The 13926-nt window shown below is 40.7% G+C and carries 22 protein-coding genes and 1 other annotated feature; of the genes, 9 read left to right on the top strand and 13 right to left on the bottom strand.

Annotated features, from left to right (window positions below):
• The first annotated feature begins 432 nt into the window (after positions 1-432).
• Entirely contained in the window at positions 433-1044 is a 612-nt protein-coding gene (locus NAF01_RS02955) for a cupin domain-containing protein (RefSeq protein WP_250801705.1), read from the top strand.
• Positions 1045-1196: 152 nt separating this feature from the next.
• Here the strand turns inward: NAF01_RS02955 and NAF01_RS02950 are convergent, their stop codons facing one another.
• The 3 genes from NAF01_RS02950 to NAF01_RS02940 form a co-directional block, all read right to left on the bottom strand.
• Positions 1197-1427 (bottom strand): hypothetical protein, encoded by a 231-nt coding sequence (locus tag NAF01_RS02950; RefSeq protein WP_222499998.1) that lies wholly within the window; start codon positions 1425-1427, stop codon positions 1197-1199.
• A gap of 166 nt (positions 1428-1593) precedes the next feature.
• Complete coding sequence (locus tag NAF01_RS02945; protein WP_250801704.1) at positions 1594-2010, bottom strand: RDD family protein; 417 nt, start codon at positions 2008-2010, stop codon at positions 1594-1596.
• Between the two features lie 19 nt (positions 2011-2029).
• Positions 2030-2431: a DUF4181 domain-containing protein gene (locus NAF01_RS02940; RefSeq protein ID WP_250801703.1), complete on the bottom strand. Its 402-nt coding sequence runs from the start codon at positions 2429-2431 to the stop codon at positions 2030-2032.
• A gap of 152 nt (positions 2432-2583) precedes the next feature.
• On the opposite strand from NAF01_RS02940, the gene NAF01_RS02935 reads away from it, so the two are divergent.
• Entirely contained in the window at positions 2584-3039 is a 456-nt protein-coding gene (locus NAF01_RS02935) for a YusW family protein (RefSeq protein ID WP_197248638.1), read from the top strand.
• 141 nt (positions 3040-3180) lie between these two features.
• Here the strand turns inward: NAF01_RS02935 and NAF01_RS02930 are convergent, their stop codons facing one another.
• The 4 genes from NAF01_RS02930 to NAF01_RS02915 form a co-directional block, all read right to left on the bottom strand.
• Entirely contained in the window at positions 3181-3888 is a 708-nt protein-coding gene (locus tag NAF01_RS02930) for a DNA alkylation repair protein (protein ID WP_197248636.1), read from the bottom strand.
• A 137-nt stretch (positions 3889-4025) separates the two neighbouring features.
• Positions 4026-4328: a hypothetical protein gene (locus NAF01_RS02925; protein WP_197248634.1), complete on the bottom strand. Its 303-nt coding sequence runs from the start codon at positions 4326-4328 to the stop codon at positions 4026-4028.
• Positions 4329-4516: 188 nt separating this feature from the next.
• Positions 4517-4819 carry a hypothetical protein gene (locus NAF01_RS02920; protein WP_250801702.1) on the bottom strand — a complete coding sequence of 101 codons (303 nt, stop codon included), beginning with the start codon at positions 4817-4819 and terminating at the stop codon, positions 4517-4519.
• Positions 4820-4881: 62 nt separating this feature from the next.
• Positions 4882-5118, bottom strand: a complete 237-nt coding sequence (locus tag NAF01_RS02915; protein ID WP_250801701.1) for a hypothetical protein — start codon at positions 5116-5118, stop codon at positions 4882-4884.
• Between the two features lie 280 nt (positions 5119-5398).
• Here NAF01_RS02915 and NAF01_RS02910 point away from each other — a divergent pair, with 280 nt between their 5' ends.
• The 3 genes from NAF01_RS02910 (at position 5399) to NAF01_RS02900 (ending at position 8078) form a co-directional block, all read left to right on the top strand.
• The gene (locus NAF01_RS02910; RefSeq protein WP_197248629.1) at positions 5399-5653 is read left to right on the top strand and encodes a YiaA/YiaB family inner membrane protein; all 255 of its coding nucleotides are present in this window, start codon (positions 5399-5401) and stop codon (positions 5651-5653) included.
• Between the two features lie 102 nt (positions 5654-5755).
• Positions 5756-5963 (top strand) — a binding site (T-box leader).
• Between the two features lie 91 nt (positions 5964-6054).
• Complete coding sequence (locus tag NAF01_RS02905; protein WP_250801700.1) at positions 6055-7785, top strand: aromatic amino acid hydroxylase; 1731 nt, start codon at positions 6055-6057, stop codon at positions 7783-7785.
• Complete coding sequence (locus NAF01_RS02900; protein WP_250801699.1) at positions 7782-8078, top strand: 4a-hydroxytetrahydrobiopterin dehydratase; 297 nt, start codon at positions 7782-7784, stop codon at positions 8076-8078. The genes NAF01_RS02905 and NAF01_RS02900 overlap by 4 nt, the downstream gene beginning before the upstream one ends.
• A gap of 128 nt (positions 8079-8206) precedes the next feature.
• Here NAF01_RS02900 and NAF01_RS02895 read toward each other — a convergent pair whose 3' ends face one another.
• Together NAF01_RS02895 and NAF01_RS02890 are read right to left on the bottom strand one after the other, a co-directional pair.
• Entirely contained in the window at positions 8207-9334 is a 1128-nt protein-coding gene (locus tag NAF01_RS02895; protein WP_250801698.1) for a bifunctional cystathionine gamma-lyase/homocysteine desulfhydrase, read from the bottom strand.
• Positions 9331-10257 carry a PLP-dependent cysteine synthase family protein gene (locus NAF01_RS02890; protein ID WP_250801697.1) on the bottom strand — a complete coding sequence of 309 codons (927 nt, stop codon included), beginning with the start codon at positions 10255-10257 and terminating at the stop codon, positions 9331-9333. Before NAF01_RS02890 ends, NAF01_RS02895 begins: the two co-directional genes overlap by 4 nt.
• Before the next feature lie 247 nt (positions 10258-10504).
• Between NAF01_RS02890 and NAF01_RS02885 the strand changes: the two genes are divergently transcribed.
• The 4 genes from NAF01_RS02885 (at position 10505) to NAF01_RS02870 (ending at position 12707) form a co-directional block, all read left to right on the top strand.
• On the top strand, positions 10505-11140 hold the full coding sequence (locus NAF01_RS02885; protein ID WP_250801696.1) for a class I SAM-dependent DNA methyltransferase: 636 nt from the start codon (positions 10505-10507) through the stop codon (positions 11138-11140).
• Positions 11141-11285: 145 nt separating this feature from the next.
• Positions 11286-11714 carry a MarR family winged helix-turn-helix transcriptional regulator gene (locus NAF01_RS02880; protein WP_250801695.1) on the top strand — a complete coding sequence of 143 codons (429 nt, stop codon included), beginning with the start codon at positions 11286-11288 and terminating at the stop codon, positions 11712-11714.
• Between the two features lie 36 nt (positions 11715-11750).
• Positions 11751-12386 (top strand): nitroreductase family protein, encoded by a 636-nt coding sequence (locus NAF01_RS02875; protein WP_250801694.1) that lies wholly within the window; start codon positions 11751-11753, stop codon positions 12384-12386.
• A 21-nt stretch (positions 12387-12407) separates the two neighbouring features.
• Positions 12408-12707, top strand: a complete 300-nt coding sequence (locus tag NAF01_RS02870; protein ID WP_250801693.1) for a putative quinol monooxygenase — start codon at positions 12408-12410, stop codon at positions 12705-12707.
• Between the two features lie 56 nt (positions 12708-12763).
• Here NAF01_RS02870 and NAF01_RS02865 read toward each other — a convergent pair whose 3' ends face one another.
• The 4 genes from NAF01_RS02865 to NAF01_RS02850 form a co-directional block, all read right to left on the bottom strand.
• Positions 12764-12907: a hypothetical protein gene (locus tag NAF01_RS02865; protein ID WP_250801692.1), complete on the bottom strand. Its 144-nt coding sequence runs from the start codon at positions 12905-12907 to the stop codon at positions 12764-12766.
• Between the two features lie 98 nt (positions 12908-13005).
• Complete coding sequence (locus tag NAF01_RS02860) at positions 13006-13167, bottom strand: hypothetical protein (RefSeq protein ID WP_250801691.1); 162 nt, start codon at positions 13165-13167, stop codon at positions 13006-13008.
• A gap of 5 nt (positions 13168-13172) precedes the next feature.
• Positions 13173-13340, bottom strand: a complete 168-nt coding sequence (locus NAF01_RS02855; RefSeq protein ID WP_250801690.1) for a hypothetical protein — start codon at positions 13338-13340, stop codon at positions 13173-13175.
• Between the two features lie 22 nt (positions 13341-13362).
• A complete protein-coding gene (locus tag NAF01_RS02850; RefSeq protein ID WP_250801689.1) occupies positions 13363-13815 on the bottom strand; it encodes a GNAT family N-acetyltransferase in 453 nt (150 codons plus the stop codon).
• Positions 13816-13926: the final 111 nt, after the last annotated feature.

Genomic DNA, 13926 nt, shown 5'->3' with positions numbered 1-13926 from the left:
CTTCTACCAATGGTCTTAACCAACGGAGTGTCCCGTTGTTGGGATGCTAAAAAATATCTATAGGCACATTCCCTTTCTCGATTTCATCTTACCTGTAAATGGAAATGTCTATAATGAGCCTCAGCTTTATTTTCAAATAGGACTTGAGACGTAATAGAAGATCGGACTATTTTCATCAAGATGGATATCATGGAAAAGTGTATGTTAATGCAGATTAATGAAGGGTACACACGGGGCAGGCAAACAAATAACAAAGACTGCAGCTCTTAGGATGATTTAACATTTCATCCCAGCTTGCAAACCTCACTGCTTTTTTTCTTCATTTATTGCTCTCCTTTTTCAAACACAACCGTTATTCAGGTACATGCACTGATGGTGGGCATATGCATACTTTATCTGAGACATTTATTTTCCCAAAAGGACTGAACAGCAATGGTTAAATATTTGGATTACACCTCTCCGTCTTTAAATTACTTTTTCGATGTGAATAATAGCAATCTGATGAAAAAAGATAACCGAAACTTAATAAATGTATTGGGCATCCAACAATTAAACACGCTGGAAGATGTCTCGCTTCTGGACATCTATCTAAGTAAAAATAATGTGATAGAACCTCATTATCACCAAAACGCTGCTGAATTGGTTTACTGTATTTCAGGTGCAGCAACTGTTTCATTGCTTAATCCATTTACAAAACAAATTCAGAACTATTACATTACATCTGGGCAAGTAGCCAATGTCCCTCAGGGCTGGTGGCATTATGAGATAGCTAATGCCGACAGCACTCATCTGCTCGCCATCTTTAATGCGCCAACGCCGGAGGTTATCTTAGGATCTGACATTCTCAAGTTAACTCCTTCAAATGTAATGGCGCACACTTATTCTATGGATGAAAAGCAATGGAAAAAGGCGGTTGCACCTGTCCAGCCTTCAACCTTTATCGGCCCGAGAAAAGACTGCAGCAGAAATGCTCACAGCCCTGACCCAAACCAGCAATATCAATACACCCAGCAATATTCCCCCCAGCAAATGTATTTTTATTAGGGACTTCCATGGCATGGATAGTACCATGCCTGTCTTCTTAGGTCTTCAGCATGTACAAGCCTTCCACTTTTATTCCAACCTGGACCGGCGCCATAATCAAACAAGAAAAAGAGCTACCGATAAGGATCGCTGACATAAGAATTTTCGAGTAATTAATTATAATAATTATGAAACGACCAAACAATAAGGGTAATACTCACTATTCCCCAAGCTGTGGTACCTACTATCCACCAAACTATGAACCTAGCTTTTATTGCAACCTCCTCACTCTCCATATTTGTTTTTATAAAAGCAATATCATTTTTTATATTTTTCTTCTTATATATGATAAAAACAAATCCGATTATAATGAAGGCGATCGTTACCCAAAGTGATAAGTCCATCTTTTATAACTCCTTAGTTTTTTTGCAAATTGTATTCTATATAAACACTATTATAGATTTTTGCTGAAAACCTCAATAATTAAGGAAAATGACGTGTGCCAATTCACACGCCATTCATTATACAGGCTATCTATAAAGCTCCCGAAAAACGGAACAGGATAACATTCTATACCTGTTCTCTGCTGACATAAGTTCCGGCAATCAGATCATGAATCGCCCTCTTGTCTTCTCTAAAAATAATCATAAACATACTGACCAGTGTTGATATACCAAACGTCACATTAGACAATAGAAATTTACCCACAATTTCTCTTAGAACCATCGTTTTCAACGTTAAGCCTTCTTCATCTATCCTTCTAACCTTAATCTTAAAAAAGCGCTTTCCAATGATATAACCGGTCCAGACAAGGGGAACGAGTGTTAAATAGATAGTATAGATGATCGGCCAGGTCCATCCCATCATCCAGGTAAATGGGGAATCTCCCTCTATCAGAAAGAACACCGTTGAAATGGGTATTGTAAGTATTAGAGCATCAACAATATCCGCTGCAAATCTTATGCCAAATCCGGCCTGTTTCTCCATTCATCTATCTCCTTCTCTATTAAAAAAATGCAACAGTTGCATGATAAGCAATCACAATCAGTATGGGGCTCCAAACTGCAAAAGCAAATTCCATTATATGTTCATTAGAATGGCCTGCAAATCTTCTGATCATATACCCTCTGTATCCGCCTATAACCATTATAAGTAACGCCATCCAAAGATGAGAGGGTATCGGATTTATCGGAGTTTGTACCCCGTTCTCTTCAACCGTAATACTTGCCAATATGCATCCAAAAAGAAATACAACGAAGATTAACGACTCTATTACCGTTTGCTGTTTGTTAAACCTTTTTGTATACTCCCGCTTCTTTGGGATATTAAACTTCCATTTCAGCAGCCTTTCCAGCCAAAAAGCACTGCCTATTAAAAAGAAATATATGAAAATGGCTATCCAATACACTTCATTTCCCCATTTCATCTGTGTGTGATGCCAATTGGTTACCCTCCTGACCATTTCCTTATTATACCAAAATATCCCTCAGATTAATTAACAGATTGGTTCAGTAAAATTTTGGGTACATTAAAATCAACATCGTGACCAAGGAGGACTTTATGAAACTGAAACTTATAATCTCGGCATTTCTATCTTTATTTTTGCTTACAGCCTGCAATGATGACAAAGTAGAAAATCCGCCTGAAAATGTACCTGCTGAAAACCAAAGTAATGAAACTTCCAATGAGGCTGCATTTAATTTTACGAATTTCGATCTTGAGGTGGAGTACAAAGATAATACAACCATTGATGTGGATTATGAAAATGAAAAAAACGGAATGGAAGCCGCATATCAGGATGACCTTGCTGATCAGAATTTAACTTCGGATGAAGCGATGGAGAAGCTGACTCCAATTTTTGAGGGGCTGTCGTTTGATCAAAATACAGAAGACCAAGAGGTCATTAACCAGGTAAAGGATGCATTTTCAGTAGAGGACAATTACCAAAAAATCGAATTGGAAATAAAATTCCCAGATGGAACGGAAAAAGAATATTCTGAAACGAAAACTCAATAAAAATCAAATGAGCTCAGAAGCATTGCCTTTTGAGCTCATTTAACGTGCCTCAGCTATCCCAGGTCACTTTAGCACTCAACTAAATCTGCTGCATTAGTTTATTGCGGTGAATTTTCCCCAGTCTTTTGTTCAAAGCTATTCTCAACATATACAAGTCTTCCGCTTAATCCCAACCCGGCCTTTCGATTCGACCTTCTCAATATATTCCTTGGCCAAAGGCACTTTGCAGGCTGTGTTGCCGACATCCACATGCACTTTTCCGATATGCTCAGCAACATTATTCGCTTCCTCATTCAGCTCCGGTACATAAGAGCCCACAGAGATGACAAAGCCGTTCATTACATATCTTACTCTGTTTTTTTCTTCATGAATGGTATTATTAACTTGTGTCAATAATGCTCTTATCTCACTGACATCAAGCTCGTCATCAGGTGTGACTGATATATAATTAGAATACGTGCTCCAGCCGCAGACCGAAACCATTTCATCCTCAGATTTGATCCACTCCCGGGCCAATTCAAGAGCATACTCACTTTCCGCTGCCACCTGGGCAACTGTATACTCTGCAGCCATGTACCAATATGCCTTTTCAGCCCATTCCTGTAAAGTCTCTTTTGTCATTAGCTTTGGATTGACAGATAGTCCTGCCAGATACATCGCATCATGATTTCCTGATTCATATAATTGAAGTGCCAGCTCATGATCCTTCTTTACAAACTTCACCAGCTTTTTTAAATCTCCAACTCTCACACCAAAAAAAGGCTCCTTCGCCCCGTGATTTTTGAAAGTCTTCTTCGTCTGCTCTGTACCAAGCTCTTCAAGCTTTTGCATGATTTCTTCATAAATCATGATCCTCACCCTTTCAACAATTGCTCCTATACATTATTGGCCTTGAGCCTTTACTTTAAGCCGAAGTTTATATGTTCGTTAAAAAACTAATATCATAGGGGCTGCGACCAGCCTGCATGGTCATTACCCTGTACTTTTTAACCCTCACCGTAGTATTCAGCAAAATAGAAGAATCCATATTTTCTTACTAAATAGTTTCTCAACTTTCCTTGAGTCGTTTTTTCAACAGGAGGTTCCGTTAATGTATAAGCTTTAGCATTTAACTCAGCAAACCTATCCCGATCCACCTCATTATGAAAGGCGTCTTCAATAATTCCTGAACCGATGGCAGCTGCAGGATATCCGCTGAAAAAGACGTGGGTTCTTAATGCCATGTTTGGAGTTGAATGCAGCAGAATCAGCAGTACTCCCAAAACCGCTAATGGTATCAGTTTTTTCATAAGTGCTCCTTCATGCGCATGGTAATCCGGCTTTTTTATCCTGCCAATATAGAAAGAAGTCCAACCTGTTCGATGAAAAATAGGATAACAGCCGTGAGCGGGATAACCCTTATGCGCTGAAAATGATTTTTAGGCAAAACAATCCACAAAAACACTGCTAACAGCAAAACAAATCCTTTTGGGATGGATTAAGTATAGATAAAGCTAAACCCTTCACCAATAAGCAGGCTGATCGGCACAGCAGCACAAAACGCTGCAAGCCACCCTGCCCCTCTCGCAAACCATACAGTATAACCGCAAACAGGAGAAAGCAAGGCAATGCTCCCCCAATAGATAAATTGGGATTTTGGAAAAAATCCGAACAGAATCATAGAATACAAGCCGACAGCATCGCAGAAAAGAACACTAAAACATGCAGACCAGCAGCCATTGGAGTTCGGCTCCAGGCTATCTATTTGCAGGTTTGCCCATCTATTTGCAGGTTTGCCCATCTATTTGCAAGTTTGACTGATCTATTTGCAGCTTTGCCCATCTATTTGCAAGTTTGACTGATCTATTTGCAGGTTTGCCCATCTATTTGCAGGTTTGACTGATCTAAAGCTGAACCATCTGCGTATTTGGCTATGAGCCCTAACAATGCTCCCAAAGTGAACACCGCTAGAGCAGTACCTATTATCCTCTTGACAGTTAAATGGTGGCTTGTTTTATCCCTTTCCTCTTCCAAACCTTCCATCAGCACATTTCTAAGGAAAAGCAGAATCAGTCCTGGAATACCTATATTGGCTAACAAATCTGTACCTCCCTCCCTCCAGCCAATATTAAAATCAAACTTTAGTCTCTCTCTTTATTTAAGCTTTTTTACACAAACATTTCACCTTAAATATATAAATTTTCAATAAAAATCAAAAACAGTAAAAAACACCCATAAATTTATGTTGCGTTTTTTTTATAAAAAAGGGTAATTTTATATAATATAGAATAAATTGTTACATCTGTTGTATTGGATTGTAGACTTACATCTTCAAGGAGAGAACGAGAAAATATGTTAAGAAAAAAGGGGATTAAAACATATGCAAAAGTATAGAAGGAGAAACACGCCAGCTTTTACATTTTTAGCATACTTTACACTGATTGCCGGCGTTGGGCTGTTTCTGATCGGACTTTACAATGCTGATATGGAGCTTAATGAAAAAGGGTACTACATTGCCGTCATGCTTCTGGTGGCGGTCGGGTCCATTCTGACTCAGAAAGTGACACGGGACAATGCCGAAGATGCGGAAATCATGGCAGAGCATGAGCGCAGATCAGCTAAAATTGAGCAATAATACACAAGCTCAGAAAGGCTTCTGGGCTTTTTCTTTTGATAAAAATAAAAAGGTGTTGACTTTAATGCTTAAAAGCGTTTAAGATATAAAGCATCCTAATACTTAAATGCTTTGAAGGAATTGAAGTAGTGGTATCCTCCCTGTTTCAGAGAGCTGGTGGTGCTGAAAACCAGTACAAAGGAGATCACGAATTACGTTTCTGGAGCTTCTTATTTCTTTTCTGAAATAAGACGGTTTAGCCGTTATTCTGTGAAGTGGTAAGTTCTATACTTACAATCAGGGTGGTACCGCGAATAAATTCGTCCCTGCTGAATGAATATTCAGCAGGGATTTTTTATACCTAAATACTTTCGCACTTAAAAGCGTTTAAGCATAAAAACCAATAAAAGGAGACATACCAAATGAAGAAATCGATACCCCTGCACTTACGTCCATTTACAGCCCAGCAGCATTACAATGCTTACAGCCCCATTGATCATGCGGTTTGGAGGTATGTGATGAGGCAAAACCATCATTTCCTTGAAGACATCGCCCATGATGCATTCACTTCAGGCCTGAAGTCATCCGGCATTTCCATCGACAGCATTCCACGGGTAAGTGAAATGAACGATCATTTAGATAAAATTGGCTGGGGAGCTGTCATTGTCGACGGATTGATTCCCGGCACAGCATTTTTTGATTTTCAAGCGCATGGCATTCTTCCAATTGCAACGGATATACGCCAGAAGACCAATATCGAATACACACCAGCTCCTGACATTCTCCATGAGGCGGCGGGGCACGCGCCGATTTTATTTGATGAAACCTACTCAGAGTTTGTTAAATTAATAGGGAATATCGGAGCTAACGCTTTTGCGACAAAAGAAGAACATGAGGTGTTTGAGGCAACCAGGCATTTATCGATTGTCATGGAAAGTCCAGCTTCAACTGAAGAAGAAATAGAAGCAGCCAAACAGCGATTAAAGGAAAAACAGCAGCACGTAAAAGGACTTTCTGAAGCTGAGCAAATCTCCAGGATTTTCTGGTGGACGGTCGAATTTGGACTGATTGGCGAACTGCAAAAGCCCAAGATTTTTGGTGCAGGACTGCTGTCATCTGTTGGCGAAAGCAAACATTGCCTGTCCAATCAGGTAAAGAAACGCCCGTTCACAATTGAAGATGCTATTAACACCAGCTATGACGTTACCTCTATGCAGACCCAGCTATTTGTTTGCGAAAGCTTTGAACAATTGATAGAAGAAGTGACGAGATTCAGCGAGTCGATGGCCTTCAGGCAAGGCGGAACAGCGGCTATCGAAAAAGCGATCGCTTCCAGCCAGGTTGCGCATATCGAACTCAATTCAGGCATTCAAATTACTGGTCTTTTCACTGATATCATGAAGGATGCAGAAGGTGAAGCCATCTATGTCAAAACGACAGGTCCGAGTGCCCTTTCCATTCAAAATGAACAAATTAATCATCATGGTCCTGATATTCACCATGACGGCTTTGGAGCACCGATCGGAAAATTGGCTGGAGGCATTTGGCTTGAAAATCAAACGGAACAGAGCCTGAAAAAACTTGGCATCGAGATGAATAAAATGATGCAAATCACCTTCGAAAGCGGAGTAGAAATTTCCGGCCATGTGACGAATCTTTTATTTAATCATGATTCCCTTGTTTTAATATCACTTGAAGAATGTCTCGTCAAAATGGGAGATGAAATCTTGTTCCACCCCACTTGGGGCACCTATGATTTAGCAGTGGGCAGCCAGATTGTTTCCGCACGTCCAATCGCAGCGGATTACGCTGCATTCCACGGAGAATCTGTTATGAATGAAGAAAACCCAAAAGAAGGAACATCCCTAGCCCCTCTGGAAGAATTATATGCGGAAGTAAGACAAATCCGGGAAACGAATTTCCCTCAGGATGTCCTTCTTCACAGTGTTATCGGAAAAATTCTCGATGAGTTCCCGGAAGAATGGCTTCTTCAGCTGGAAGTTCTGGAACTGCTTGAAAAGCATGACAAAGAATCGCCTTTGAAAAAACTGCTCCTGGACCAGCTTGAAAAGTTAAGTCAGGAAGAACGCTATGTCCGCCTGATTCAAAACGGACTCGATGTCATCTTTGATCGGAGGCATGTCACAGTATGACAAAAATAAGTGAAGAAGAAATAGCCCGGAAACTATCCACGCTGCCGGACTGGAAAAGAAAAGAGAGCAAATGGATTGAACGGCGCTATCGCTTCAAAGAATATTTAGACGGTATCGCCTTCGTAAATAAAATTGCATCCCTTGCTGAAAGCGAAAACCATCATCCTTTTATCGCCATTCAATACAAAATGGTGATCGTCTCCCTCACTTCCTGGAGTGAAAATGGGCTGACAGGTCTGGATTTTAAGCTAGCCCGGCAGATAGATGATGTTTACCTTGCAGACCATAATTAAGAAAATAAGTGCCTGTTGAAGATGACGGGCACTTACTTTTCCATTGCATCAAGTGGATTTTCATATTCCCGTACACATAAAAAAATTCTCAAGCCCCATTTAGTTTTTAAACTAAATGGGGCTTTTCCTTATAGCGCCGACTGCAAATCCTCAATTAAGTCTTCGGCATCCTCCAGGCCAACTGAAATCCGAACCAGGCCATCTGTAATTCCCAGTTCCAGACGGCGTTCTCTCGGTATCGATGCATGCGTCATTTTGGCGGGAAGGGAAATCAGGCTTTCAACTGCACCCAAACTTTCTGCCAGGGTAAAGTATCTTACTTTTTTCAGCACCTCTTCTGCCTTTTCACCGGTTCCTGCATCAAAGGAAATCATTCCGCCAAAGCCCCGTGCCTGCTTCGAGTGAATATCATGGCCTTTATGATCTTTAAATCCTGGATAATAAACCTTTGAAACCTGCGAATGATCGGCAAGAAAATGTGCCACCCTTTTCGCATTTTCTTCAATTTCCTCCATCCGAATGGCCAGTGTCCGAATCCCCCTGATTAATAGCCAGCTATCCTGAGGCCCCAAAACAGCACCGATTGAATTTTGGATAAAGTGCATATCTGCTGCAAGCTGTTCGGAATTCACCACAACCAGCCCAGCAACAACATCACTATGTCCGCCTATATATTTGGTGGCACTATGCAGGACAATATCAGCTCCCAGTTCAATTGGATTCTGCCAGTAAGGTGTACTGAAGGTGTTATCCACAATCATAAGCAAATTCTTGGATTTGGCCAGCTTGGAGATTCCAGCCAAGTCTGTAATCTTCAGCAATGGATTCGTTGGCGTCTCAACATAGATAGCCTTTGTATTTTCCTTTATCGCCGCCTCCACAGCAGCCAAATCACTTGTATCGACAAAGGTTACATCTACATTATATTTCGTCAAAACCTTTGTCACTAACCGATAGGACCCACCATACACATCATCAGTAAAAATAACATGATCTCCTGTTGAAAATAAGTGCATTACAGAAGAGATAGCCGCCATGCCGGAACCGAAAGCAAAGCCTCGGTATCCGCCTTCCAGATCCTTTATTAGTTCCTCAAGAGCATGCCTGGTCGGATTCCCTGTTCTTGCGTACTCATAAACAAAATTGCCCACACCATCTTGTTTAAACGCACTGGCATGGTGGACAGGTATGGAGACGGCACCTGTATGTTCATCTCTGGAGATGCCCCCGTGAATTATTTGTGTTTTCTTTCTCATTGTTCATCCTCCTCATAAATAGATTTACTTAAATATCGCTCACTGCTGTCAGGAAAAATGGTGAGAATATTCGTGCCAGGCGGAGCATTTTCAGCTTCTCTCAGTACTGCTTCGAAAGCCGATCCTGACGAACTTCCAACTAAGTATCCTTGAAGCAATGCCAGCTCCTTTACTCGTTTGAAGGCATCTTTATCTGAGATGGTATGAATGGCGTCAAATAAGCCTATTTCCATATACGGGGGCAAAAACTCCATCCCGATTCCCTCGGTTCGATGCGGTCCTGCCTTTCCGCCATTTAAAATGGAGCCTTCAGGTTCAACGATAACTGTCTTTATCTTTGGATTCTTTTCTTTAAGATATCTGCCGCAGCCCATGAACGTACCGCCAGTCCCTGCTCCAGCTGCAAAAATATCAATCTTCCCATCTAACTCTTCGTAGATCTCAGGTCCCAATGTTTCATAATACGTTAGCGGGTTATTCTCATTGCTGAATTGCTGAGGACTATAGGAATTAGGAATCTTCATCAGCAGTTCCTTTGCCTTCTTAATAGCACCTTCCATGCCTTCTTCAGTTGGCGTATTAACCACTTCTGCCCCTAACGCCTTCATTAGTTCCTGCTTTTCAATGCTGAATTTTTGAGGTACGACACAGATGATTTTGATCTTTGTCCCAACAGCAGCAAGCGCTAAGCCGATCCCTGTATTCCCTGCAGTCGGTTCAATTACAGCGCCGTCTTCCGGGAGAAGTCCATCCTTAATCGCTGTCTGAATCAGCTTCTGTCCTAACCGGTCCTTTACACTGCCGCCCGGGTTAAAGTATTCAAGTTTTGCAAAAATATTTACACCTTGCGGAATAGCATAGTGTTTGATTTTCACAAGAGGGGTAAGCCCAATCAGTTCTTTCACGCTGCTGTAATAATTCATCGTCAGCACCTCTGTGTTTCAGAAAGAATGGTTACTCTTTTTCATTTCGTTTTTTGGATATTATTACGTTCTTTTTAATTCTTATTATTCCTACTTGTATAGTATGTTTTAAGTTTATTTTTGTCAATTATCAGCTAAAAAATCAGCTGGCATCTGAGAATTAAGGCAGATTGCAAAGTTGCCAAGTGAGACATTAATTCATACTATACCAATAAGTATTATATGAATTAGAGGGAGAGATTTTACAATGGGACGTGAATTTGTGGAGTTGTTTGACCATTGGGCAGAATCCTATGATGAGACTGTGGCCGGTAAAGACCTTGAATATCAGGAGGTGTTTATGAATTATGAACAGATTCTTCATAAAGTAGCCGATCTTGTTCATGGGAGTGTAGTGGAATTCGGTACAGGTACAGGCAACTTAACTCAAATGCTCCTGGAGAAAGGCTGTTCAGTAGTCGGAGTTGAACCTTCTGCTGCCATGAGGAAAATAGCAAGCAAAAAAATGCCTCTTCTCACAATATTGGATGGTGACTTCTTAAGCTTTCAATTGAATGGCCCTATAGATGCTTTCGTCAGCACCTATGCATTCCATCATTTAGAAGACAGCGAAAAATCCAATGCCATCTCTAAATACAGCGCCCTCCTTTCAACTGGCGGAAAAGTTGTTTTTGCCGATACTGTCTTTCGCAGCAAGGACGAAAAAGAGATTTTTATCCAGGAAGCTAAAAACAAACACTACCTCAGCCTGGCGCAAGACCTGGAAACAGAATACTATACAACCATCCCCATATTAGAAAGCATGTTTCATTCCAATGGATTCTCTGCTGAGTTTAAGCAGCTAAATCGATATGTGTGGCTGATTGATGCAGAGAAAAGTTAATAAAACAAACCCTGCTGATCCATAAGCTATTCAGCAGGATTTTCTCTGCCTTAAACATCCAGTTTGACTTATAAAATATTTTGCAGTATATTAATTGACGTATCAATCATTGACCTATCAATTATCTAAAAAGGCGGGGGATGCTGTGTTCAAATGTTCTAAGCAAGAAGAGTTAATTGCTGCCCGGCTGTTTGAGCTCAATAAGCAGACAATGCCGAAGTTTGAACGCTGTACAGGCATCAGCCAGTCACGGCTTGAGATTCTCCGGGAGCTTTTTGAAGCGGAAGAAATTACACAGCGGGAGCTTCAGAAAAAAGTGAATATCGATCATGCTGCTGTCACAAGGCATCTAAAACAGCTTGAAGAAAAAGGCATGGTGATACGCAGGAAAAATCCTGCAGATAACCGTTTTACTTATGTCAGCCTGACAGAGGAAGGCAAAACGAAGATTGCTGCTTACTGTGAAGAAAATCAACGGTTTATTTCCAAAATCCTGAACGGCTTTTCTGAGCTTGAGCGAAGCACACTATTAAATATGCTCACTCGCATCCAGGAAAATGTAGATAATCTGTAATTTTTTCATCCAGAAAAACATAAAGGAGAGTTCACCATGAATAAAACCATTATTAATGACTTTAAAGAAATCGTTACAGGCCGCCGTTCCATCCGTAATTATGACCCAACAGTCAAAATTAGCAGAGAAGAAATGGCTGAAATTCTGGAGGAAGCCTCTTTAGCTCCTTCATCTGTAAACCTGCAGCCATGGCGTTTTGTGGTAATCGATTCAAAAGAAGGCAAAGAAACACTGGCACCACTTGCAAAATTCAATCAAAGGCAAGTAGAGACATCAGCAGCTGTCATCGCAGTTTTTGTTGATATGAAGAGTGAAGCATTCATTGAAAAAATATATGACACAGCTGTTGAAAAAGGATACATGCCTGCCGATGTTAGGGACAAACAGGTGCCATCCATCAAAGGCTTAGTGGAAAACATGACATTCGAGCAAAAGAAAGAAATGAACCTGATTGATGCCGGTCTTGTATCCATGCAGCTAATGCTTGCAGCACGTGCTCATGGCTATGATACAAATCCAATTGGCGGATATGAAAAAGACCGAATTGCCGAAGCTTTTGATTTGGACAAAGAACGCTACTACCCTGTTATGCTAATCTCAATCGGGAAATCCGCTGATCAGGGCTACAAATCGGTCCGCCTGCCTGTTGAAGAAATCACGGAGTGGAAATAACTCACAAAGGAGAAATGCAACATGATCATTATTCATGCTGGCTTCCAAATACAAACTGATAAAGAAGATGATTTTCTTGTTGAAATCCGTCCGCTAATCGAGTCTTCCAGATCAGAAGAAGGCAATATCTCTTATGACCTTGTAAAAGATACAGAAAAAACGGGTGCCTATACTATGGTGGAATTGTGGAAGGATATGGATGCTGTGAAGTTCCACAACCAGACTGAACACTTTACATCCTTTACGGCAAAAGCTCCTAAATATTTTGCTGTACCACCTCAGGTGAAAGTATATGATGCGAAACCTGCAGATAAAAAATAAATTATAGACAAAAAGACGCTTGGGAAAGGAGATTCCTAAGCGTTTTTTTGTCGTTTTTAATGCTTTTGATTCTCTTTCTGATCATGATAAGCAATGAGAATTACTTCTTCTCCCTTTTCCTCACTTAAGCGTTTTTCCAGATTATGCACCTGCTTCAGATCCCCGTCGGACAAATTTGCAAATTGATATTCTTTATCCATTTTTCATCACCTTTTCGTTGTAAGATACCTAAAGTTTGTGTTTCCTATGCGTTTTTATACACATAAAAAGCCCGGGAATCTTCCCCGGACTTCATTTCCTATTTAATCCCCAAAATGGAAATTGTTATGACAGCTAACACCAGGCTCAGCAGCACTGACATGCCCCAATGCTTTTTTTCAGTCATCTTGAATAACACATTCATCACTGAACTGATTGCCAGAAAAATAAAGAAAACAAATAAAAAAATCATAAATTCCATATCTCTTAACCTGCCTTCTTCCCTGTTTTCGCCAGGAAATAAGAAGAACTTCCCATCATCATGCCTCCGAAGATCCCCATGAAGCTGCCGGCGATTGCCGAATAGGCAGATAGAAAGATGCCGGACATAAGCAAAATCAGCCCTCCAAAAAAAAGGGCCATTCCCACTTTCATTCTGCATCTCCCCTCCTGTTACTCAGTCTAAATCTTTCACAACCGCCATTTCCTTCCCAAATCGGTGGCCATGATCTGCAAATCCCAAACTTGCATAAAGATGGTGTGCCCCAAGATTCTGCGGATGGTAGCCTACTGCAAGTTTTTTAGCATTCGGCAGTTTCGACATCTCAGCAATCATCAGTTCTGTCGCTTTTTTGCCTATTCCCCTGCCTTGGTGTTCCTTATCAACCATAATGCGGTAAATCCAGTACGCATCCAATTCTTCTAAACATGTATTAAACATTAAGAAGCCGACAGCTTCATCTTCCAAGTAAATCACATACGGTCTAAGCGCTGTTTCAAATTTAGATTGCGCAATGGAAACAGCATTAGGCTCCATATAAGCTCTTTGTTCCTCTGAAAGCTCCAATAAACAGCAATCATACCAATTGTCTGCTGTTACTTCTTCAATTTTCACTTTGCCAGTATTCATAAAAAATTTCCCCTTTTCACATTTTTGGGGAAACGCTGTTTTTAATTAGGCGTTCTCCCCTTATTTTGATCCAAAATTACTAAAGTTTTATTTAGCATATTGAACGCCTCC

The organism is Cytobacillus firmus (assembly GCF_023657595.1).
GTDB lineage: Bacteria > Bacillota > Bacilli > Bacillales > Cytobacillaceae > Cytobacillus > Cytobacillus firmus_B.
The sequence above is the reverse complement of the archived record's forward strand: the minus strand, read 5'-3'. Positions and strand labels throughout refer to the sequence as shown.